This is a genomic window from Streptomyces parvus (assembly GCF_032121415.1).
GTDB classification, from domain to species: Bacteria; Actinomycetota; Actinomycetes; order Streptomycetales; family Streptomycetaceae; genus Streptomyces; species Streptomyces globisporus_A.
In genome coordinates this window covers 6,426,947-6,446,780 of the sequence record NZ_CP135079.1, presented here as the reverse complement: position 1 = coordinate 6,446,780, position 19,834 = coordinate 6,426,947, and the positions used below count along the sequence as shown (strand labels likewise).

Annotated in this window: 23 protein-coding genes and 1 pseudogene; 19 read left to right on the top strand and 5 right to left on the bottom strand. The window is 69.4% G+C overall.

The features are described from left to right. Window positions 1-80: 80 nt before the first annotated feature. From RNL97_RS29960 to RNL97_RS29925, 8 genes are all read left to right on the top strand, one after another. Window positions 81-680: a DUF4913 domain-containing protein gene (locus RNL97_RS29960; protein WP_151510121.1), complete on the top strand. Its 600-nt coding sequence runs from the start codon at window positions 81-83 to the stop codon at window positions 678-680. Further along, on the top strand, window positions 677-1,456 hold the full coding sequence (locus RNL97_RS29955; protein ID WP_151510122.1) for a glycosyl hydrolase: 780 nt from the start codon (window positions 677-679) through the stop codon (window positions 1,454-1,456). The genes RNL97_RS29960 and RNL97_RS29955 overlap by 4 nt, the downstream gene beginning before the upstream one ends. Beyond that, a complete protein-coding gene (locus tag RNL97_RS29950; RefSeq protein ID WP_151510123.1) occupies window positions 1,453-1,929 on the top strand; it encodes a hypothetical protein in 477 nt (158 codons plus the stop codon). The genes RNL97_RS29955 and RNL97_RS29950 overlap by 4 nt, the downstream gene beginning before the upstream one ends. Beyond that, a complete protein-coding gene (locus RNL97_RS29945; protein ID WP_313751419.1) occupies window positions 1,926-2,591 on the top strand; it encodes a hypothetical protein in 666 nt (221 codons plus the stop codon). The genes RNL97_RS29950 and RNL97_RS29945 overlap by 4 nt, the downstream gene beginning before the upstream one ends. Then, complete coding sequence (locus RNL97_RS29940) at window positions 2,588-3,412, top strand: large ATP-binding protein (protein WP_192806639.1); 825 nt, start codon at window positions 2,588-2,590, stop codon at window positions 3,410-3,412. The genes RNL97_RS29945 and RNL97_RS29940 overlap by 4 nt, the downstream gene beginning before the upstream one ends. A gap of 24 nt (window positions 3,413-3,436) precedes the next feature. Then, on the top strand, window positions 3,437-4,255 hold the full coding sequence (locus tag RNL97_RS29935) for a winged helix-turn-helix transcriptional regulator (RefSeq protein WP_225994806.1): 819 nt from the start codon (window positions 3,437-3,439) through the stop codon (window positions 4,253-4,255). A gap of 147 nt (window positions 4,256-4,402) precedes the next feature. Next, window positions 4,403-5,353: an SPDY domain-containing protein gene (locus RNL97_RS29930; protein ID WP_151510125.1), complete on the top strand. Its 951-nt coding sequence runs from the start codon at window positions 4,403-4,405 to the stop codon at window positions 5,351-5,353. A gap of 57 nt (window positions 5,354-5,410) precedes the next feature. Continuing rightward, window positions 5,411-5,896, top strand: a complete 486-nt coding sequence (locus RNL97_RS29925) for a hypothetical protein (RefSeq protein ID WP_151510126.1) — start codon at window positions 5,411-5,413, stop codon at window positions 5,894-5,896. Window positions 5,897-5,900: 4 nt separating this feature from the next. Here the strand turns inward: RNL97_RS29925 and RNL97_RS29920 are convergent, their stop codons facing one another. Continuing rightward, window positions 5,901-6,164, bottom strand: coding sequence for a hypothetical protein (locus tag RNL97_RS29920; RefSeq protein WP_151510127.1), 264 nt, complete (start codon window positions 6,162-6,164; stop codon window positions 5,901-5,903). Window positions 6,165-6,471: 307 nt separating this feature from the next. Between RNL97_RS29920 and RNL97_RS29915 the strand changes: the two genes are divergently transcribed. From RNL97_RS29915 to RNL97_RS29895, 5 genes and pseudogenes are all read left to right on the top strand, one after another. Then, on the top strand, window positions 6,472-6,729 hold the full coding sequence (locus RNL97_RS29915; protein ID WP_313751417.1) for an SPDY domain-containing protein: 258 nt from the start codon (window positions 6,472-6,474) through the stop codon (window positions 6,727-6,729). Between the two features lie 109 nt (window positions 6,730-6,838). Then, window positions 6,839-7,051 (top strand): hypothetical protein, encoded by a 213-nt coding sequence (locus RNL97_RS29910; RefSeq protein WP_129826083.1) that lies wholly within the window; start codon window positions 6,839-6,841, stop codon window positions 7,049-7,051. A 101-nt stretch (window positions 7,052-7,152) separates the two neighbouring features. Then, window positions 7,153-7,470, top strand: a complete 318-nt coding sequence (locus tag RNL97_RS29905; RefSeq protein ID WP_225994808.1) for an esterase — start codon at window positions 7,153-7,155, stop codon at window positions 7,468-7,470. Window positions 7,471-7,572: 102 nt separating this feature from the next. Then, complete coding sequence (locus tag RNL97_RS29900) at window positions 7,573-7,818, top strand: MarR family transcriptional regulator (RefSeq protein ID WP_151510128.1); 246 nt, start codon at window positions 7,573-7,575, stop codon at window positions 7,816-7,818. Window positions 7,819-7,855: 37 nt separating this feature from the next. Further along, a pseudogene (locus RNL97_RS29895) lies at window positions 7,856-8,648 on the top strand (winged helix-turn-helix domain-containing protein); the annotation flags it as partial. Window positions 8,649-8,841: 193 nt separating this feature from the next. On the opposite strand, the gene RNL97_RS29885 reads toward RNL97_RS29895, so the two are convergent. After that, window positions 8,842-9,621 (bottom strand): TetR/AcrR family transcriptional regulator, encoded by a 780-nt coding sequence (locus RNL97_RS29885; protein WP_225994809.1) that lies wholly within the window; start codon window positions 9,619-9,621, stop codon window positions 8,842-8,844. Between the two features lie 209 nt (window positions 9,622-9,830). Between RNL97_RS29885 and RNL97_RS29880 the strand changes: the two genes are divergently transcribed. The 6 genes from RNL97_RS29880 to RNL97_RS29855 all read left to right on the top strand — a co-directional run bounded on the left by RNL97_RS29880 (window position 9,831) and on the right by RNL97_RS29855 (window position 14,744). Continuing rightward, window positions 9,831-10,862, top strand: coding sequence for a hypothetical protein (locus RNL97_RS29880; RefSeq protein WP_151510130.1), 1,032 nt, complete (start codon window positions 9,831-9,833; stop codon window positions 10,860-10,862). Between the two features lie 937 nt (window positions 10,863-11,799). Next, entirely contained in the window at window positions 11,800-12,099 is a 300-nt protein-coding gene (locus tag RNL97_RS29875) for a hypothetical protein (RefSeq protein ID WP_151510131.1), read from the top strand. Next, the gene (locus RNL97_RS29870) at window positions 12,084-12,269 is read left to right on the top strand and encodes a hypothetical protein (RefSeq protein ID WP_151510132.1); all 186 of its coding nucleotides are present in this window, start codon (window positions 12,084-12,086) and stop codon (window positions 12,267-12,269) included. The genes RNL97_RS29875 and RNL97_RS29870 overlap by 16 nt, the downstream gene beginning before the upstream one ends. Then, on the top strand, window positions 12,266-12,829 hold the full coding sequence (locus tag RNL97_RS29865) for a flavin reductase family protein (protein ID WP_030624174.1): 564 nt from the start codon (window positions 12,266-12,268) through the stop codon (window positions 12,827-12,829). The genes RNL97_RS29870 and RNL97_RS29865 overlap by 4 nt, the downstream gene beginning before the upstream one ends. Window positions 12,830-12,877: 48 nt before the next feature. Then, complete coding sequence (locus RNL97_RS29860) at window positions 12,878-14,074, top strand: acyl-CoA dehydrogenase family protein (RefSeq protein ID WP_313751416.1); 1,197 nt, start codon at window positions 12,878-12,880, stop codon at window positions 14,072-14,074. Window positions 14,075-14,489: 415 nt separating this feature from the next. Further along, window positions 14,490-14,744, top strand: coding sequence for a hypothetical protein (locus tag RNL97_RS29855; RefSeq protein ID WP_151510134.1), 255 nt, complete (start codon window positions 14,490-14,492; stop codon window positions 14,742-14,744). A gap of 122 nt (window positions 14,745-14,866) precedes the next feature. Here RNL97_RS29855 and RNL97_RS29850 read toward each other — a convergent pair whose 3' ends face one another. The 3 genes from RNL97_RS29850 to RNL97_RS29840 are packed head-to-tail and all read right to left on the bottom strand — an operon-like array spanning window position 14,867 to window position 19,831. Further along, complete coding sequence (locus tag RNL97_RS29850; protein WP_151510135.1) at window positions 14,867-16,858, bottom strand: acetoacetate--CoA ligase; 1,992 nt, start codon at window positions 16,856-16,858, stop codon at window positions 14,867-14,869. 49 nt (window positions 16,859-16,907) lie between these two features. After that, window positions 16,908-18,140 carry an SGNH/GDSL hydrolase family protein gene (locus RNL97_RS29845; RefSeq protein ID WP_151510136.1) on the bottom strand — a complete coding sequence of 411 codons (1,233 nt, stop codon included), beginning with the start codon at window positions 18,138-18,140 and terminating at the stop codon, window positions 16,908-16,910. 38 nt (window positions 18,141-18,178) lie between these two features. Continuing rightward, window positions 18,179-19,831 carry a bifunctional 3-(3-hydroxy-phenyl)propionate/3-hydroxycinnamic acid hydroxylase gene (locus RNL97_RS29840; protein WP_313751415.1) on the bottom strand — a complete coding sequence of 551 codons (1,653 nt, stop codon included), beginning with the start codon at window positions 19,829-19,831 and terminating at the stop codon, window positions 18,179-18,181. Window positions 19,832-19,834 lie beyond the last annotated feature (3 nt).

Below are 19,834 nucleotides of genomic sequence, written 5' to 3'. Positions count from 1 at the left end.
CGTTTTTCCGGCCGGACCAAACCGCTGATTCTCCGGATCCTCTCGGGCATGTCGCCGTCTCACAGATGGAGCACACCCCCATGGCCGACACCAGCCCGCCCTCCCCCGGCCCCGAGCCGTACCGCGTCCCCGACGCAGACCTCGACGACCTCGCCAGCACCCTCGCCAAGACCATGGCCGAGGTCAGGCAGCACGGCGTCATCCTCGACCGCCTCGGCTCCGAGCCCGACCCCGGCGCCATCCAGCCGCCGGACGGCGCTCCGGAAGCCGAGGCGGCTGACGGGAAGAAGCTCGACGGCCCCGCCTCGGTGTTCATCCTCGCCCTGGGCGGCAAGGAATATGCCGTCGAACTCGCTGCCCTCAGCGACTGGGTGAACTACCTCTTCCTGCCGGTGTACGGCCGGGAGATCAGCACGAGCCGTCCCTGGTGCGCGCACTGGCACGAGCACCCCGAGGCCGTCGCCCGGCTCCACGCACTCTGGCTCGCCTGGCAGCAGTTCACCGACACGGAGGCCGGCCTGTCCGGCCCCTCGACCTGGCACCGCGACCACCTGGACCAGACCCTGGCGCACCTGCGTGCGCCCGACGGACCGTTCGCGGCCTGCACGACCAGCGCAACTCGCCCCAATCACCGGGTGCTGGCCACCCCGGCGCCCGAGCAGGCGGGGGTGGCGGCGTGAACGACATTCTCGACTTCGGCCTCGACGATGCCTCGCCGGTCGACGACGACTCCGAGGAAGCGATGGAGGCCCTCTGGACTGGCGACCTGACGGTGCTGTCCCAGCACCACACCACGCCCAACGGTTCGCACAGCTTCGTCCTCGCCCACGACCGATCGGTCACCTGGGGGATACCCGGCGAGCCACAGCTCGTTGCGATCGCGGTTGCTCGGGATCTGCGGCAGTCCACGTTCACGTTCGAGACGAGTCACCACGCCACGGCGTCCTTCGCGCAGAACTGGCTGGCAGAACGCGGCTGCCCGCTCGAACGGATCGCACTGCACGGTGGCGAATACATCGAGCCCGCCGACGACCTCACCCTCCAGGTGGAACAGCAGATCCAGAAGTCGGGCACCCGCTACGAGGTCCTCGACACCTACACCTCTGACGACAACCCCAGCGAGGCGTGGACACTCGTCAACGACTCCCAGGCCACCCAGGCACCGGTTCGCCTCTTCTACGAGGAGTGGAACCACGGTGCCGGCACGTACACGATGCGCGAAGGCGCCTTCCCCGACGTCGGCGTCGCCCAGACCTGGCTGGACGAGCGCAGCGAACCGCTGCCCGAGCCTCCGGAGTACAGCGACCACAACGGTGCTGTCGTCCGGGTCCGCATAGCCCGCATCGCCCTTTCCCGGTCCGCCGGAACCTCTCCGACACCGCAGGCCGGGCTCGACGCGCCCCGCGCGTCAGCGGCGGTACCGGTCCAGCGTGCGGTCCAGGGGAGGCTGATGTGAGCCGCGCCCGCTTCGCCTTCGCCGCGCACCCTGACGCCATCGCCGACCTGCGGGAACTCCCCTCTGAGATACGCGATTTGGCCTTGCTGGAGCTGCAGAACCTGGTCCACGGAAGCGAGGACTGCTTGCCGTTGAAGGGCCGCCTCGCCGGCTTCCACAAGGTGTACGTCGACCCAGAGGTCTCTTACCGGCTGGTCATCCAGTTCCGCCAAGCGCCACCGACCTCGACCCACAAGCGCGAGATCTACCTCGTGGCGGCTGGCAGCCGGAAGGACTACGCGGTCTACCGCGCGGCCCACCTACGGACCGAGCCCCAGCAAGCGGTCGGCCCGGACTCCGCCACGGAGGCCCGCGTGCAGGCCGCCCGGTCTCGCTCGACGCTCACCACCGAACGGCCGATAACGGGCCGCGCGGCTGCCCCGTCACCAGCGCCGCCCTCGGCCACTGCTTCTCGAAAGGCCGCCCAGCGATGACCAACGACCATACTGCGCTGACCCGTTCAGAGCTGGCGCATCTCCTCACCGAGGCCGCTCAGAACGTCGGCGGCATCCCTGCCGCCGAGTACCCGACGGCTGCCGCCCGCTCCTACCTGCATCCCGTCTTGGGTCCGCTGGCCGCTGGGCCCCGCGTGATCACCGAGCTGAACGACCGGTTCGAGGGCTTCGTGGCCATAGAGCCACGCCCCGCTGGTTCGGCGGGCCTGTTCGCTCTGGCCTCCTACGCCTCCGCGCTGGGGTGGCTCACCGAGTCGTTCGCCGAGCTGACCTCCTCGGTCGACGAGATCTGCACCCGCGTGGGCATCCCTACGGAGCCTTGCGCTCCGATCGCCGCCACGTCCCACGGAACAGAGCGGGACGACGAATTCGACTTCGCCTTCAACGCAGTTGAGTTGGAGGCGGTCCGCAACGCAGCCGAGGCCGCCGGCCTCGCGCCGGACGACTACGTCGAGGTTCTCTCCCAGTCGCTGCTCGCCGCCGCCCGGATCACCGACGCCTGCATGGAGATTTCCAGCGGCCTGCTCGATGACGCCGAACTCCTCAGCGAAGTGAGCGACCGCCCTCGGCTCGACAACGACCCCGGGAGCCTGCCCGCTCTGGTCCGCTCCCTGCTCGCCCGGATGGAGGCAACGGAGTGAACCCGTACGACGCAGACACACACCCTGGGCCCTATCTCGTCGTCGAAGTGCTCGGTGTCGGGGATGTCAGCGTGCACGCCCTCGCACATGGTCCGGAGGAGCCGCTGCACCAGGCCGCTACACGCGTCATCGAAGCCGCAGCGGCGTTGGACGAGCGACACGAGAGCGTGCTCAACGCGGTCCAGCGGGCTCAGCGGCTGCTCGAAGGCACTGGTCGCGGTGAGGTCGGCCGAGCCCAGGTGTCGTACGCGCTGCTGCGGACAGCTCTCCCGGACCTCGGAGACGGCCTGGCCCAGCAGGACCGGGCATACAGCCAGCTCGTCGAGTCCCTGTCTGCCTACCGCCAGCTTCTTTCCTCGCCCGAGCCTGATCAACACGCGCGCAACAAGAGCCACGGGCCGGACCAGAAGACGAGGCCCCGGGACGACGACTGGGCCGTCGCCGGGGAGCGCGGGCTGGTAGCCCTCGAAGCGGTTGCGGCCGGAGGTGTTCGCTTTCGCCGCAACGCGATCGGCGAGGACCCGTACATCTCGCGGCAGAAGGCCCAGTGGCAGGACCCGGCGGTCTTCCCTCAGACCGTGCAGCGGCTGGTCGCCGACGGGCTACTGCATCAGGACATCACCGAGAACGTGTACCGGCCCGGCCAGCTCCTCTCGCTCACTGCGCAGGGGGAAGCCGCCCTGCGTGATGGTCGCGCGACGACCTCCCGGGTGTCCGCCGCCCTCGGCCGCACCACCACGCGGACCACGTCAAGCGCGCTCTCCGACTCGGCCGCCGCGCCCGTCGCCAGGACCTCCCTCGCGACCCCCCGCTCACGCTGACCTCATCCCGATAAGGACCCCACCATGGCTACCCCCGGCCTGCCTCCCACCTTCTCCATCGCTTCCATCGACGCCCAGCGCGTCGAGGAGGCTCTCGCCCGGGTCGGGCCCAAGTGGACCGCCTGGACCGCGATGACTCTGGCCCAGGTGAACGGACCCGCACGCGTCCGCGACGTTGCTGCGCAGCTCCCCTTCGTCAGTGAGCAGTTCGGCGGCAAACGGCTGGCCACGATGCACGCTGACGGACTGGTGATCCGCGATGACGACCGGCGGGGCGCGCCGTACCGGCTCAGCGCGCTCGGCACGTCTCTGGCCCCCGTCCTCCGCACGGTGTCGGACTGGTCCCGCACCCACCTGCCACAGGAACCGATGGCCGAAGCCGAGCGTGTCGAGGACGCGCTGCGCCGCTTGCATCTTCGGCACTCAACTGCCGTGATTCAGGCTCTCGATTCGGCTGACGGCCAGATGCGGTTCGTTCACATCGCCGAGGCAGCCGGTCTGGACTACGGCCTCGCACGGCAGCGACTTGTCCGGCTTCAGGCCGATGGCCTGGTCACGCGGACGGGCTCCCGGCACGGAGACCCGTACGTGCTCACTGATGCCGGCCAGGCGTTGGGGGCCGTCTACGCGAGTGTCGAGCACTGGAGCCAGCCCTTCGCGCTGCGAGGTGGAACAGCGGCACCGCTTCCGGCAGCGGAGCCACGCGCACCCACGTCGGCATTCCGCTGGGGGCGGGAGCCGACAGCGCCCGGACCGCGGCGGCCCTACGACGGAGCGCCGCCGCGTCGAACGTCATGTTCAGCCACGCGCCTCAGCCGGAACCACGGGTGCCGGCAGCCGTGACCGCTCAGTCGGCACCGGGCCGGGGCCGGTGACGGGCGTGAGAACTAGAGGCCACTCGCCGCCACTACGGCATCCGCGTGCGCTCCGGCGGCTCCCGCCACTGCATACGCGGATCCGTTCTCCTCCTTCGCTTCCGGAGACTCGACCATGTACGCCCCAGATGACCCGACCCGGTACCAAGAGGTACTGGTCAGCCCCATGTATCTGGCTGGTTCCAACGGGACCGGCGAGGCTGGCTTCGCGCCCGTCGCTCACTGGCCCCATCAGTACCTCGATGAGGGCCCCTGCCAGCTCCTCGTGACCTCTCCCGACCAACGGATTCGGATCGGCTGGTTCGGCGACGACTTCGAACTGTGGAAGATCAGCGCAGCCGAGGACGCCTTCTCGGCGCCTCGCTGGACGGCGACGTTCAACCACGTCACTTCGGCCGAGATGGTCGCCGGCCTCACCGCCGCACTGGTCCAGGACTACGACGAAGCCCTCGCCTCCGACACCCCCGGCCGCTTCTTGACAGGGCCAACCGTCCCCTGGAGGGACACCGTCCGGCCGCTGACCGATGCCGGCTGGAACCTTGACGGAGCTGCTGAACTCGGCACCGTCGAGATCATCGCTCCTGACGACCAAGCGGGCATCCTTATCGATCGGCGCGGCTACGGCTCCGACCGCACGACCGTTGAGCTGTGGGCTGGCCCGCCGGGCTGGGGCACTCGTGCCGAAGCGACGTTCACGGCCCGCACCCCGTCCCACTTGATCGCCGCAACCGCCGCTGTGATGGCGAAGTCGACCCCGGTGGTCCGCGAGCGCCACCAAGTCGACCGGCGGATGCAGCACTTGGTCACCATGACCCCTGTCGCTTCGGCGACGCCGATCGCCGAGTCTCAGGTCCGTCGCGCTCCGACTCCGCTGGACGTACGCCGCACCGCGGTCACCCAGGCCGTACACCGTGCCGCGCGGGCACCACGCACAGCAGCCGACCTACGGGTGATGGCCGCGCAGAGCCGCTCCACGGGGGCGGCGCAGCAACGGACGGGACACCCCGCGCCCGCGACCTCTGCCCGGCTGCCGGCCAGCTCGCCGACGACCCGGCGCGGACGCTGACTCCCACCCCAGGCCGCACTCCACTCGCGACCGTCCCCGCCCAACAGGAGTTCCACCATGCCCACCACCATGCTCGACCAGGCCACGGCCATGATCGAGAACGCCTGGGGCCAGCCCATCGAAGCTCTTGAGGTCCTAGGGGTCCGCCGCCCCAGCGAGGACCCGCTCCTGCGCTGCGCCATGCACACCCGCGCGGCCCTGGCCATCACGGACAGCGCGGTAACCGTTCACCAGGACCGTCTTCACGCCCTGTCCCGGCATGGGTCCGTGCCTGACTTCTACGAACTCGACCGGATCACCGAAACGGCGGTCAAGCTCCGCGTCGCCCACGCGGAGAGCCGTGCGTACCTCCAGGCGATCCGGCGCGTGGTGGAGGCTCGGGAGGCCGCCGCACCCGAGGTTGAGGCACCGGCGGTTCGGCTGGCTCAGGCCGCTGTCGCCCGCTCCGGGCAGACGCGGCACGCCCCGGGGGCCGTGCCCGAACCGTCCTCTCCGGCGGCGGTCGTAGGGCCGTCAGCGCCCACAACGGGGCCCCGACGTTGAACGCTTAGCTCCGATTCCTGTCGCGGTGGCCCTCTTCGGCCCGGGGGCCCACCGCGCGGGCCAGCTCCTCCACCGTGAGCTCCACGCGCCGGCCTTCAGCGACCCGGCGCTCCACCGTCTCCTCGTCCGGCCACCGGTCGGGCTGTGCGCCGACTCCCCACTGGCCGTCGGCGACCATCGCGATGTCGCCCACGGTCCAGGGCCGTCCGGCGGCGCGGATCTTGCGCTCCAATCCGGCGCCGCCCCAGTGTCTGCTCGCCTCGGCCATCGCTGTCCCCCTTGTCTCGCCTGCGGCCCGTCGCCGCAACCCATGTAGGACAACCGCGGTGGCCTGTCCATTCCCGGATCTCCCGTCACCTGCCGACGACCCGAGTTCGCCCACGGCAGACATCCCTGCCGGGAAACGACTACGCACTTCGGCATGCCGCATGCCAACGTACGGGTGTCGGGAAAACCGCAGGTCAACGAAGGGATCCATGTAACCGTGAGTACCTCTGCCACTCTCCTTCCTGCCGTTGTCCGCCCCCACGGCGGATGCTCTCCACTGGCTCTCCGCCGACCACGGTGCGGGGCCGGTGCTTGATCTCCTGGACGCACTCGGGTGGGCGATCGCCGACACCCCCGAGGCCAACGTCCACGCGACCAGCCCCGACGGCTGTGTCTACGTCGGCTGGCTCTCCGAGGACCCGTCGGCCTGGCAGCACAACATCGTCTGGCACGTCCGGGTACAGCCCGCCGAGGGCGACGCATGGGTGCAGGAGTTCGGTCTCCACACCCCCTCCGAGGCCGTAGCCGGATTCCTCGCCGCCCTGGTCACCAACTCCTCGTGGTGACTGCCGATCAGGCTCCGCACATTCGTTCAGTGACCACACCGATGGCTCGACGACTCCCCGTCGTCCGGCCGACCAGCCCCGTCAATGTCCACCGTTCACGGAGACTCCCTTGCCCCAGTACCTGACCGTCGGCCACCTGCTCCGCCAGCTCCAGGAACTCGACCCCAACCTGCCGGTCCGTCTCGCCGTCAACCCCGACTTCCCCTTCGCCCACTTCGTGGGGGCCAAGGTCGTCGTCCGCGACGGCAAGGCGTACATCGCCGACGACGGCCAGGAGGACTACCTCCCGGTGGGGGCGCGCGACGCCCTCACCTGGGCCTGAGCGCTTCCCTACCATCACGGAGGCTTCCCATCCCGTCACTCTCGCGCCCCGCACCCCGCCTCGCACTGCACACTGTCGCGGCGCGCCCCATGCCGCACGGCGTGCACAGCGCGCTTCTCCAGCGCATCTCCACCCGCCCCGACGGCCCGCTCGACATCACCTGGCTCGCCGCCGAGACTTCTAGACTCCCCCTCGGGCGCATTCGGCTGCGCTGGGAGCCCGCATCGCGCAGCGGCTGGGACGTCACGACGCACCTGGGGCTGACCACTGCCGAGGTGCTCCTCGGTTCCTGGCCCGCCGCCCCGGACAACTGGCCGCGCCTGGTCCGCCCGACCCTGTACGAGGTGACCGGCCTGTGCGCCGCCCTCTCCTTCGCGACCGACGCCCTCGACCTCTCCAACCGGCTCGCCGGGGTCTGAACGAGGACCGCCGAAGGCCGCCCCACGCCGCTGAGGCAGGGGCGGCCTCGTCGTGCGTCCACCCGTTCGTTGCGTACGCTCGACCCGACGGAGGAGGACACCATGGCCGACGACCAGAGGCTCTGGGGATACCCGGAGGTCGCCGCCCACCTGGGTATCAGCGTCGGCGCGACCCGCAGTCGCAAGAGCCGGGGCAGTCTGCCCTCGCCAGACGACAACAGCGTGCCGGACCGTCCCCGCTGGAAGCCGTCCACGTTCCAGAACTGGAGGCCGGTCGGCCGGGGGTTTCGCAGCGACCTGCACAGCTCCGCCCGGCCGGAGGAAACACCGGCCAACTACCGACCTTGAAGGCGTCTTGTCGTAGGGGTCGCGGTATGCCAGATGTATGAGGTATCCGCAGGGTGGGGGTCTGACCGCGGAGAGGCAAGCCTCCCGCGAGCGGATCCGGATGGAAGCAGCGGTGATGTTCGCGGCCGGGCGGGGCAGCACGCACGTTGCGAAGGAGTTACGGGTCAGCGTCCGGTCGGTCCAGCGGTGGCGGCAGGCGTGGAAGGGTGGCCCGAGCGGGATCCGGTCCCGCGGCCCGGCGTCGAGGCCAAAGCTGAGCAACGCGCTGTTCGCAGTGCTTGAGGAGGAGCTGGCCAAGGGCCCGATCGCGCACGGCTGGCCCGACCAGCGATGGACGCTGGCCAGGATCAAGACTCCGATAGGCCGCAGGTTCCACAAATCGATGGCTCCGTCGGGAATCTCTCAGATGCTACGCAGACACGGCTGGAGCCATCAGGTTCCGGCCCGTCGTGCGGTCGAGCGTGACGAGGCGGCGGTGGCCGGCTGAGCGAAGGAGGTGTGGCCGGGGGTGGGAAAACGCGGCGGCGCTCGGGGCCTGGATCGTCTGCGAGGACGAAGCCGGCTCCTCGATGACGCACCGGCCGCACGCACGTGGAGTCGACGCGGGACCACGCCGGTCATCCGGGTCCGCGGACGCTCCCAGCGCCGCCCTGTGCTGCTACAAAGCCGGGAAACACTCCCGCCTGATCTACCGGCCCAAACGACACACGGACCACAAGGCCGGGGGCGCAAGATCCTCGCCTGGACCGAGTACCGCGACCTCCTCATCGCTGCGGCAACTCGGCGCACCTATCGTCTGGGTCTGGGACAACCTGAACGTCCACAAAGACCGCCCGCATGTGGGCCTTCATCGACGCTCTGGGCCTGGACAGTCTCCTGGCGGGGGTGAACAAGCTCCAGCGGGTGTGCGCGCCGAAGCTGTTCTGGGACGTGTCGGAGAAGCAGGTAGCGGGCGCGGGCGTCGAAGGAGCACCCCTCGGACCTGCGAGCGGTGGCCAGGTGAACTCGCTCTTTCGGAAGCGGTCAGTTCCCGCAGGGCGGGGTGACGGCAACGGCCCGAAGGAAGTTCTGGGTGAAGGTCTCCAGGGTCTCGCCGGTGTCCGGCATGTCGGCACCGGCGACCGGGCCGATGGCGGGCCTCATCAGGAAATGGAAGACGACCGGGCTGGTCAACTGCTGGATGAGCAGGATCGGAGGCAGATCGCGGATGCGCCCGGCGGCGGTCTCCTCGGACAGCCATGTCCCGATCCCGGTGATCAGACGTGGATAGTTGCGCCGGAACATCGCCTGGACGCTGTCGTCACCCGGACGGGCCAGCGCCTGGGCGAACAGGGCAGGCATGACACGGGGTTCGCGGCTGAGCGCCTCGGCCAGGAGCCGGTGGATGCGGCGGACGGTGGCCTCGAAGTCCTCGCGCGGGCCGGCCAGGACGTCCTCCACAGCCAGGACCGGGCTGTAGCGCTCGAAGACGGTGTCCAGCAGCTCGTCGCGTGAGCCGAAGACGGCGTACAGGCTGTGCACCGAACACCGGGCCGAGCCCGCCACCAGCTCGAACGTCACCGCATCCAGGCCGCGTTCACTGATGAGGGCGGCCGCGGCTTCGACCGCACGCTCTCGTACGGGCTTGCGGCCGCCGGGGTCCACGCCCGCCCCTCGCACGGCCTCGTCCAGCGTGCGGCGGGTGCCTCCCAGGCGGCGCATCAGCGTGCTGCGGGAGACACCGGCCTCCTGGGCGATGGCGAGGACCGGGACGTCGGCCACGGGAGCGCCCCGGATCTCGGCCGCCCGCAGTGCGGCGTCCACGATCTCCTGGGGGACCGGATGGGGCCGGGGTTGAACTTCACCGTTTGACATACGGATAAAGGTACCCTGTACTCGTTACTCGGTCCACTTGACGGGATCCTCCGCACGGCCGCTGCCCTCGCGCCCACCGCACCGCCTGCGGCTCCGGACCGTCCCGCAGGTCTGGTCCCACGGTTCCCGCCCACCCCTCCGCCAGAAACAGGCACTTCATGTCCAGCCCTCGCGCCTCCGGCGCAGAAGCCGCAACCGCACCAGGCGGCACGGCACGGAAACTGATCGTCGTCATCCTCGGCCTCGCCGCCCTGGTCACCCTGATGCTGTGCGCCTTCGCACTCCCCAGCGTCAACGGCGGCCCCCACCAGGACCCCGTCGGTGTCAGCGGCCCCGCTCAGACCACCGCGGCCGCCGAGAAGAAGCTCGATGGCGACGCGTGGACCGTCACCGTGTACGACTCGCCGGGCGCCCTGGAAAAAGCGATCCACGACCGCGACATCATGGGCGGCATAGCCCTCGGCGCCGAGGGCGTCGACGTCTACACCGCAACCGCCGCCGGCCCCTCCACCGCCGGCGCCCTCACCGCACTGGGCAACACGCTGGCCGAACAGCAGCAGGCCCAGGCCACCGTCCACGACGTGGTGCCCTTCCCTGAGGACGACCCCCGAGGGGCAGGCTTCACCTCCGCCGCCCTGCCGATGATCTTCGGCGGCATGATCCCCGCCATCGCCCTCACCCGGCTCTTCCCTGGCCATTCCGGACTGCGCACCCGCCTTGTCGGCGTCCTCGCCTTCTCGCTCGTCGCGGGCGCCGCCGTGGCCACCTTCCTCCAGTTCGGCACCGGCTCCCTGGACGGCAACTACTGGCTCACCTCCCTCGGCCTCTCCCTGGGCATGGCCGCCCTGTCCACCACCTTCATCGGCCTCGAAGCCCTCCTCGGCTTCGGCGGCCTCGGCGCCGGCTCCGCCGTCATGATGCTCCTGGGCAACCCCCTGTCCGGCCTCGCCACCGGCCCCCACTGGCTGCCCGCCGGCTGGGCCGCTCTCGGCCAGATCCTCCCGCCGGGCGCCTCCGGCAGCCTGCTGCGCGCCAACGCCTTCTTCGAAGGCACGGGCGCCCTCGTGCCCGCCCTGACCCTCACGGCCTGGGTCGCCCTTGGTCTCGCCCTCGCACTGATCGCCGACCGTCGCGGGAGGAGCCGTAGCCCGCGGCCGGCCGCCGCCCAGCCCGAGATGTCCGCGGCCTGAACCGGCCTCGACAGCGCCTCGGCGTTGCCCCGGGATTTCCCGGGGCAACGCCGAGCAAGCTCGCACGCCGCCCTTCGTCCGGCCTGCCCGGACCCTCGGCCAGGAACTCGCCTCCCAGCTCGACGCACTCGCGTCCGGGTCCGGCTCCGGTTCGAGGGCTGAGCACGCCAGTACACCCTGACGCACCCTACGAGGCTCGGCGGGGGCGGCGGACGGCACCGAGATGTTGAAACGAGCGGCCGCCGATCCTTCGACACGTGTTTCGCGACCGCTATCCCGCGACCCGTAGCGCCCGTATGCGACAGCTGCCGTCGTCCTGCAACGCCAGCCCACCTCGCGCACACCACGCCCGCCGATTCTTCGGCTCCGCCGATCAATAGCACCTGCATTTCTCGTTGATGAGCCCTCAGCAACGCAAGAGGATGGTGTGACCGCCACCGCCTGTCGCGACAGCGCCGGCCGCGTGACCGAGTACCCGAGGCTGCGGGCCACGTCACCTGAGACATCCGCGCGCGGCGAGAGGTGCGGCCATGCCGCACGTCGTCATGCCCTCGAGAGGAAATAATGTCCACCGCAGCTAATGCCCTGGCCGAGGCCAACTGGGTCGCCACCTGGGGGGACCCATCGTTCGCCACACGCCCGAGACCTTGAAGCCGATCCGCAACCAGACTCTGCGCCACCGGGTCGAGGCCAGCGTCGATGGCGAGGCGGTGCGCATCGTCATCTCCAACGAGTACGGCACCCGACCGCTCTCCATCGGAAGTGCGTCGGTGGCGACGTCGACCGCCGACGAGGTCGAGAGCACGCCGGTGCCACTTCTGTTCGGCGGTCAGGCGGGCATCAACATCGCGATCGGTGCCACAGCGCTCAGCAACGAGGTCGACCTGCCGGTCAGCCCCGGACAGTTCCTGCTCGTCAAGGCGTACCTGCCGGGAGAGTGCCAGCCGAAGAGCGCCGTCTGCTGTCCACCGGGCTGCCGACGGATCACCCGCTGTACTACCCCGAGTGGTGGCGGGCCAACCTGTCGTCCGAGGGCGACTTCACCGACGTCGTCGGCCTGCCGGACGCAACGCGATCCCACCACGTGCCCTTTCTGTCGCGCGTCGACGTGCTCGCTCACGAACACGTCACGACGGTCGCAGTGCACGGCACGTCCTTCACCGAGGCCTGGACTTCCGTGGAGTGCCGGCTCCTGGCTACTACAGCGAGCAGAAGGAAGCCATGCGGGTCGAGCTGAACGACTGGATCCGCGACTCTGCCGACCTGCCCATGCGCGCCCCCGAGGACCCCGGTCAGTTCACCGACGAATACCGGCACAGCAGCAAGTACGGCCCCAACCAGGCCGGGCACCGGGCGATCGCCGCAGCGATCGATCCGGCGATCTTCGAGGAGGAAACCACCTCATGACCACCGATGCATCCATGCGCCGCTCGCCCGATGCATATTCGACGCCCGCGGCAGACGCTCTCAGTGGCCTGTCGGCGGAGGAGTTCAAGCTCGCCTTCCGCAACCACGCGGCCGGCGTCTCGGTGATCACGGCCGAGGGAGCAGCCGGGCCGGTGGGTCTGACGGCCACCTCCGTGTTCTCGGTCAGCGCCACCCCCCCACTCCTGGTCTTCTCCATCTCCTCGATCTCGTCCTCGGCGCCGACCATCCTGGCGGCTGACACTCTCGTGGTGCACCTGCTCGGCGAGGGTCAGCTCGACATCGCCCAGCTCTGCGCCACAAGCGGCATCGACCGCTTCGCGGACACCAGCCGGTGGAGTCGCCTGATGACTGGCGAGCCCTTCTTCCCGTCGGCGCACGCCTGGGTGCGCGGGAAGGTCATCAACCGCATGGAGGCCGGCGACTCGACGGTGATCGCCGTCCACGTGGTGCAGGCCAAGGTGCCGACCACGCCTGAGGCGCCGCTCGTCTACCACAACCGCACCTGGCACTCGCTGGGTCCGCACTCGCAGCTGCTCTGACAGGGACGACCCCGCACGACCATCGTTCACACCATCGAAGGAGAAACTATGACCGACGGCCTTGCCCCGGTCGAGACGCCAACCTCGCTGCTCGACACCATCCCCACCCTCGAGCCGGTCATCCGAGCCGGCCTCGACGACCTGGAGCGGGGCATCCTCCCCGCCGAGATCATGCGCGCTGTCGAGGAGGCCGGCATCCTCGACGTCTGGATCCCCTCGAAGGTCAGCGGCAAGGAAGCAGACCCCGTCGACTGGTTGAAGGCCGTCGAGGCGATTGCCCGGATCGACGCGTCGGTTGGTTGGGCCGTCATCGTCCTGTCGGGGCACGTCCGGCTGCTGACCGTCGACCACTACACGCGCTTCAGCGAGCTCACAAACGGGCGAGTGCTCCCGGCATTCGCCTCCGCTCCGCGCGGCCGCGCCGTGGCTGTGGAGGGCGGGTACCGCGTGACCGGACGCTGGCCGTTCGCCAGCGGTTCCACCTACGCGACCTGGCACGGTGGCGTCGCCATGGTGGTCACCGAGGACGGAACGCCCCAGATGGCGCCCAACGGCCTCCACCCGATGATGATCCAGGTCATGTGGCCCGCGGACCAGGGCAAGGTCGTCGAGACCTGGGACGGGCTCGGCCTGCGCGGGACGGCCAGCCACGACATCGAGGTCGAAGACCTGTTTGTGCCGGACGGCCAAGCCCTCCTCGAGCCGTTCCCGCTCCGGGCCGAGCACGCGACGGAGCGTGTCCGTGAGCTGGGCGTGCTGGCCCACGGGACGCACGCGCTGGGGCTCGCCCGCGGCGCGCTCGACGAGTTCCAGCGCATCGTCGCCTCGAAGCCGATCCCCGGATCGCGCAGTGCGGCCGTGATGGGTCACACGGAAAGCCACCGCATCGCCTTCGCCAAGGCGGACGCGCTGCTGCGTGCCGCCCGCAGCCTGCTGTACGGGGCGGTCGAGGACGCCTTGGTGGCGGCCGCGCACGACGAGCTCCCCATGGACCAACGCGTCGCGATCCGGCAGGCGAACATCTTCGCCGTCCGGTCCTGCCGCGAGGTCGTCGACGAGATCTTCAAGATCGCCGGTACCAGCGCGGTGTACCGGGGCCGTGTCATCGAGCGGGCCTTCCGCGACATGAGCACCGCCGCGAACCACAACCTGCCGCTGGAGTCCAGCTACGAGTCGGTCGGCGCCTACATGCTCACGAAGAACTCCAGTGAAGGACCCGTCTCGGTTGGGACCCCGTTCTTCTGATCCTGTACCGCCATAGACGCGCCCGCCGGCCCTCTGGTCCGGCGGGCGCGTCTGTCTTTGCCGACCGCGTGACGCCCGACGCTCGGTCCGCCGAGACGTCGAGCCACCTGCCCGGCCCCGGTTGGACCGTGCAAACGTCGAGAATCAGCGGCGATCCGCTGCAGACTTCGCGCCGTGTCGGCGTACTTGCGAATGTGCTCAACGAAGTACAGATAAATGTGCTCAGTTGGAGCTCGCCCATGACGGCGTTCAGTGCACGTGCATCGGCTGCCGACCAACCTGGGGCTCGGCTGACCTTGTCTCGGACTTCAAGGAAGCTGCCGCCTGAGCTGGCCTGCAGGCCTGCAGGCCCAGTCGCAATTCCCGGCGCGGGCGTTGACCGTGCCCATAGAGTCCTGCCTTGATGAAGAGACGAGTGCAGTTCACCGAGCAGGTTGCGCGGTTCCGTGACAACATGCCGGCAGAAGATCGAGAAACGTTCCTGCGTCTGGTCGGCAGGATCGCAGCCGAGCCAGAGGGCGCTGGCAGCCATCTCACCTATACGACCGATACAGTGACCCGCTCGGTCTGGGAGGACCACGTCATGGTCCAGTACGTCGTAACGAGCTTCTACGTGGTCTTCATCGAACTCGACATCTACGACGCGTCGCGTGGCTTCAACGAGGTGTAGTCGGCACGAGACGGCACCGATCGCCGATCGGTGCCGTCTCGTGGGTCAGGTGTCGCCGTGCGAGGCACTGGCCTCAGCACATCACCAGCTGAGCACGTTGACCCGTACACAGTTGGGTACGTTCACGTGTACGCGGACACGCCGTCTCGGAAGCGCGCGAAGTAGCGCAGGGCCTCCACGTCGTCCACGGTGTCCGAGCCCACGATCCGGTTCAGGTCGGCACCCTGCACGATGCGCTTGACGGGGATCTCCACCTTCTTGCCGGTCCGCGTCCGAGGAATGGCGGGGACCTGGATGATGTCGTCCGGTACATGACGCGGTGAGGCTTGGGTCCGGATGGCCCCGTTGATACGACCCCGCAGGTCGTCATCGAGCTCCGCACCGGCGGCGAGGACGACGAACAGCGGCATCCAGTACCCGCCGTCGTCCAGCTCGGCCCCGATGACCATGGCGTCGTCGATCTCGGGCATGTCCTCGACGACCTGGTAGATGTCGGCGCTCCCCAGACGTACGCCCTGACGATTCAGTGTGGCGTCCGAGCGGCCGGAGATGGTGACCGAACCACGCTCGGTCACCGTGACCCAGTCGCCATGACGCCAGACGCCGGCGAAGGTGTCGAAGTAGGCGTCGTGGTACCGGGAGCCGTCCGGGTCGCTCCAGAAGAAGACCGGCATCGACGGCATGGGCTTCGTGACGACCAACTCGCCGACCTCGCCGACGACGGACTCCCCCCGCCCGTCCCACGCCTCCATCGCAACTCCGAGCAGCGGTGCCGACAGCTCGCCCGCCCAGACGGGCGTGTTCGGGGCACTGCCGGCAAATCCGCTCACCACGTCCGTCCCGCCGCTGACCGATGCCACCTGCACGTCGGCGCGGACGTGGTCGCGCACCCAGAGGTACGAGGCCTCGGGCAGTGGCGCGCCGGTGGACCCGAGCATGCGCAGCGTCGACAGATCACGGTCGCGACTCGGCTCCAGACCTGCCTTGGCGCATCCGAGCAGGTAGCCCGGGCTCACCCCCAGGACGGCCACGTCGTGATCGGCGGCGATGTCCCACAGGCGTTGAGGTCCGGGATGCGCTGGGCTGCCGTCGTAGAGCACGATCGTCGCACCCACCATCAGGCCCGACACGACCATGTTCCACATCATCCAGTTCGTCGTGGTGTACCAGAAGAACCGGTCCCCGGGTCCGAGGTCGTGGTGAAGGCCCAGGAGCTTGTGGTGGTCGAGGACGACACCGCCGTGCCCGTGGACGATCCCCTTCGGCACGCCGGTGGTGCCCGAGGAGTAGAGGACCCAGAGGGGGGCGTCGAAGGCGACCCGAGTGAACTCCAGCGGCGCCTCCTCGCTGAGGATGGTGTCCCACTGGTGGCTGTCGGTCGGGACTTTCGACGTGCCGAGGACCGGCACGTGGACCGTGGCCTCGAGGGTCGGAAGAAGCTCCCGAAGCGCCGCGGTCTCGTCCGACCGGTCGTGCGTCTCCCCGTTCCAGGTGTATCCGTCGGCGGCGAAAAGGACCACCGGGGCCAGCTGCGCGAATCGAGCGGCGGCGCCGGCCGCGCCGTAGTCCTGGCCGCAGGTCGACCACAACGCGCCGAGGCTCGCCGTGGCCAGGAACGCCACGACGGCAGGCTGGCCGTTCGGCAGGTAACCGACGACCCTGTCGCCCTGCTGCACACCATGGTCCCGGAGCCAGCGAGCGACGCTCGCCACCTGGAGGCGCAGCTCGTCCCAGCTGGTCGTCTCCGTGGACCCGTTCTCGGAGATGGCCACGATCGCCGGCCCGGCGCCGGCGTGGCGCAGGGCGTGCTCGGCGTAGTTGAGCCGGGTCCCGGGGAACCACTCGGCCCCGGGCATCTCCGAGGCGCCGAGGGACAGCCCCCGCTCCCCCTCGGAGACGATGTCGAAGAAGTCCCACACCGCAGCCCAGAACTCGCCTATGTGGTCGACCGAGTACCGCCAGAGGTCGCCGTAGTCGGGGTAGGTGGACCCCGTACGGCTGCTCAGGAACTCTGAGAACTGCGTGATCCGTGACTGGTCCACGTCGACCGGCCGCGGAGACCAGATCGGGTCTCGTGCACGGCCGGGACCGACGGGTGTGGTGCTGCTGCTCATGACGTCCTTCGGTGTCGATGGGGCGACGCGGAGCCGACCGGTCGGACTGCTACTGCAAGGCCGCGGGGTCGATCGACGCCGCGATGGCGGCGTGTCCCTGGGGGTTCGGACCGTAGAAGTTGGCGCTGCGGTACTGCTCGCGGTACTGGCGCGTGTCCTCGGGGTCGCGCATGAGGGCGTCGATGTCGATGACGCCGTCGAACTCACCGGACTCGAGGATCCACGTGTTGATCTCCTCGCGCAGGTCGTCCTTCTCGTCGCTGTAGTAGCCCGGCGCCGGAACCCCGCGGAACGGGGGCATCGTCGCGGCCAGCACCTTGACCCCGCGGACGTGTGCCTTCGCGATCAGCTGGCGGTAGGCCGCCTTGAGGGACTCGGCCGTGACCGGGAGCTCCTCGCCGTCCGAGGACTCCGAGCGCGAACCGTCGGCATTCAGCGAGCGGGCTCCCGCCGTCGTGATGTCCTGACGTGCCTCCGACACGATGACGTGGGAGATGCCTGGCAGTGACAGCACCTCCCGGTCGAAGAGCGTCACCACGCCCTCGCGCCCGGAGGGGGCATGTCCGCGAGACATGCTGCCCCCACGCGCGGACAGGTTCACGATGGAGAACCGCTCCTGTCCGGGCTGGGTGTTCCACAGGCGGGACAGGTGGTCGGGCCACACGTCGAGACCGTCGGTGTAGGTGGTCCCCAGCACGGCGACGGTGCTCACGTCGGCCTGCGCCAGGACGTCGACGCGGGACAGGAAGGGCAGGTGGACACCGGGGGTGGCGCCGGGGAGACCGGTCACGTCGGTGAAGTCGCCCTCGGACGAGAGCTCGACCCGCTCGAAGTCCAGCAGGGCCACCGCGAGTGGGTGGCTGAGGGGTAGCTCGGGCCCCTGGACCAGCACCGCGCTCTCCGGCTTGGTCTCCACCGGCAGGTACAGCTTCACGAAGAGGTGCTGCCCGGGATCGACACTGAGCTCCACGTCGTTGCTGAGGGCGACCGCACCGACGGCCACGTCGATGGAGCTCTGCCCTCCGAAGGTGAGCGGAGCGGGCTGCCCCTCGTCGCCGTCCTGGTCGACCGTGGCGATCGACGCGGCACCGATCCGCAGCGGCGAGGTGCCGTACTCGTTCGTCAGCACGACCCGGACGGCCCGTCCGCCCACGCTCGCCTCGATGCGGAGGCGGAGCGTCTTCTGCGCGATGGGCTCCATGGCGGCCGGGTGACGTGCCACGGGGCCGGCCCAGGTGGCGACCCAGTTGTTCGAATCGAGAGTGTTGGCAAAGGTGGACATGATGTCCTTCAACTTTCGCGTGGAGGTGGTGGTGACGGTCAGTGCTGCGTGGCGAGTCGGTCGCCGAGGACCCACCCGTGGGAGGTCAGGGCGTCCTTCAACGTGTCGAGCAGGTCCGGGACGTCCTCGATGGTGGCCGCTGCGCCGAAAACGTAGTGATCCGGCCGGACGAGGAAGGCCCGTCGGCCCGTGGCCTGGAACCAGGTTTCGTAGTCACCGTCGATGTCCACGTAGTGGTTCGGGCCGGCGGCGCGGGAGACGTGCACGCGCTGCAGGCCGAGCTCTTCGATCAAGGACCGCTGGTCCTCATCGAGCATGCTGTCGGGCACCGGGTGGCGGGTGATGAGCTTCCACCCGGGCTGCAGGAACTCCTCCAGCAGGTCGACCCGCCCTTCCCGACCGACTCGCGCTTGCAGTGCCGGGCGGCCCTCGGCCGGAATTGCCGCTGGGTCGTCACCATTTCGCACCACCCCGGCACCGATGCGCGGGAACGCAGCACCGGGGTCCGGCATGTCGGAGCCCTGGAGCTGGCCGTGCTGGAGGTCAGCCGCTGCCGCTGCTGCCGGGATGACCATGGATCCCATGGCCATGGCCATCCGGATGATGCCGACGGCGTGCGAGGAGCGCTCGCTCTCGTAGGTGTCGAGCAGCGTCTGGTCTGCTTGGCCGCGCAGGACGGCATCGAGCTTCCAGGAGAGGTTGGCCGCGTCGCGGATGCCGGCACACACCCCTTGACCCATGAAAGGGACAGTGGTGTGCGCCGCGTCCCCGATCAGCAGGACACGGCCGTCGCGCCACCGCTCGGCGACAGTGCACTCGAACGTGTAGATCGAGTTGCGCACGATGCGGCCCATGTCCGGCTTCAGGCCGAACTTGGCGAGGAACGTCCAGGCGGTGCCCTCGTCCTCGAGGTAGGCCCGAGTCCCTTCGTCCCCCAGCTTGCAGACCTCCACTCGCGAGATACGTCCACCGGTCCAGCGTCCGAAGGTGACGATGACGTCGTCCTCGATCAGGTGCCCCGACTCGCCGAGCGGGACCTCCACGTCGGGGTCGTCGTACTCGAAGTCGATGGCGAGGTCCGCGAGCGCGGGGAATCCGAGATCCTGCTTGGCGATTCCTGCGTTCTGACGGACGAAGCTGTTGGAACCGTCGGCGCCGAGCACGAACTGCGCCTCGATCGTGCATTCTGCTCCGTCGAGGTCGTCGCTGTCGCGGACCACGAGGCGAACCCCGTGACCCGACTGCGCGATGTCGACGGCCGTGGCGTTCATGATCACCTCGACGCCGAGGTCGCGGCCGCCCGCGTCGATCACGTCCTCGACCTCAGGCTGGTGGAACAGGTAGCTCTTGTGCCACCCGGAACCGGCGTCGCCGTCCTTGAGTGCCGCGAGAACCTCGTTCGTCGAGGAGACGGCCTCGTACGAGTTCATCCTCCGGACCAACAGCTCGACTTCGCGCGCGATGCCCAGCTGTTGGAACGTGCGCATGGTCTCGCCGTCGAAGTGGCCGGCCCGCGGCTTGTCGTAGCGCTGGGGGAAACGTTCGACCACGACGACGCGGTGCCCCGCCGCGGCGAGCAGCGCAGCGGCGGTCATCCCGACCGGGCCGTACCCCACGATGGCGACGTCGCAGTGCACGTTCTCCGGAAGCACGCGCGCGCCGGCGCCTGCAAGAGTGTGTTGATGGGACATTCA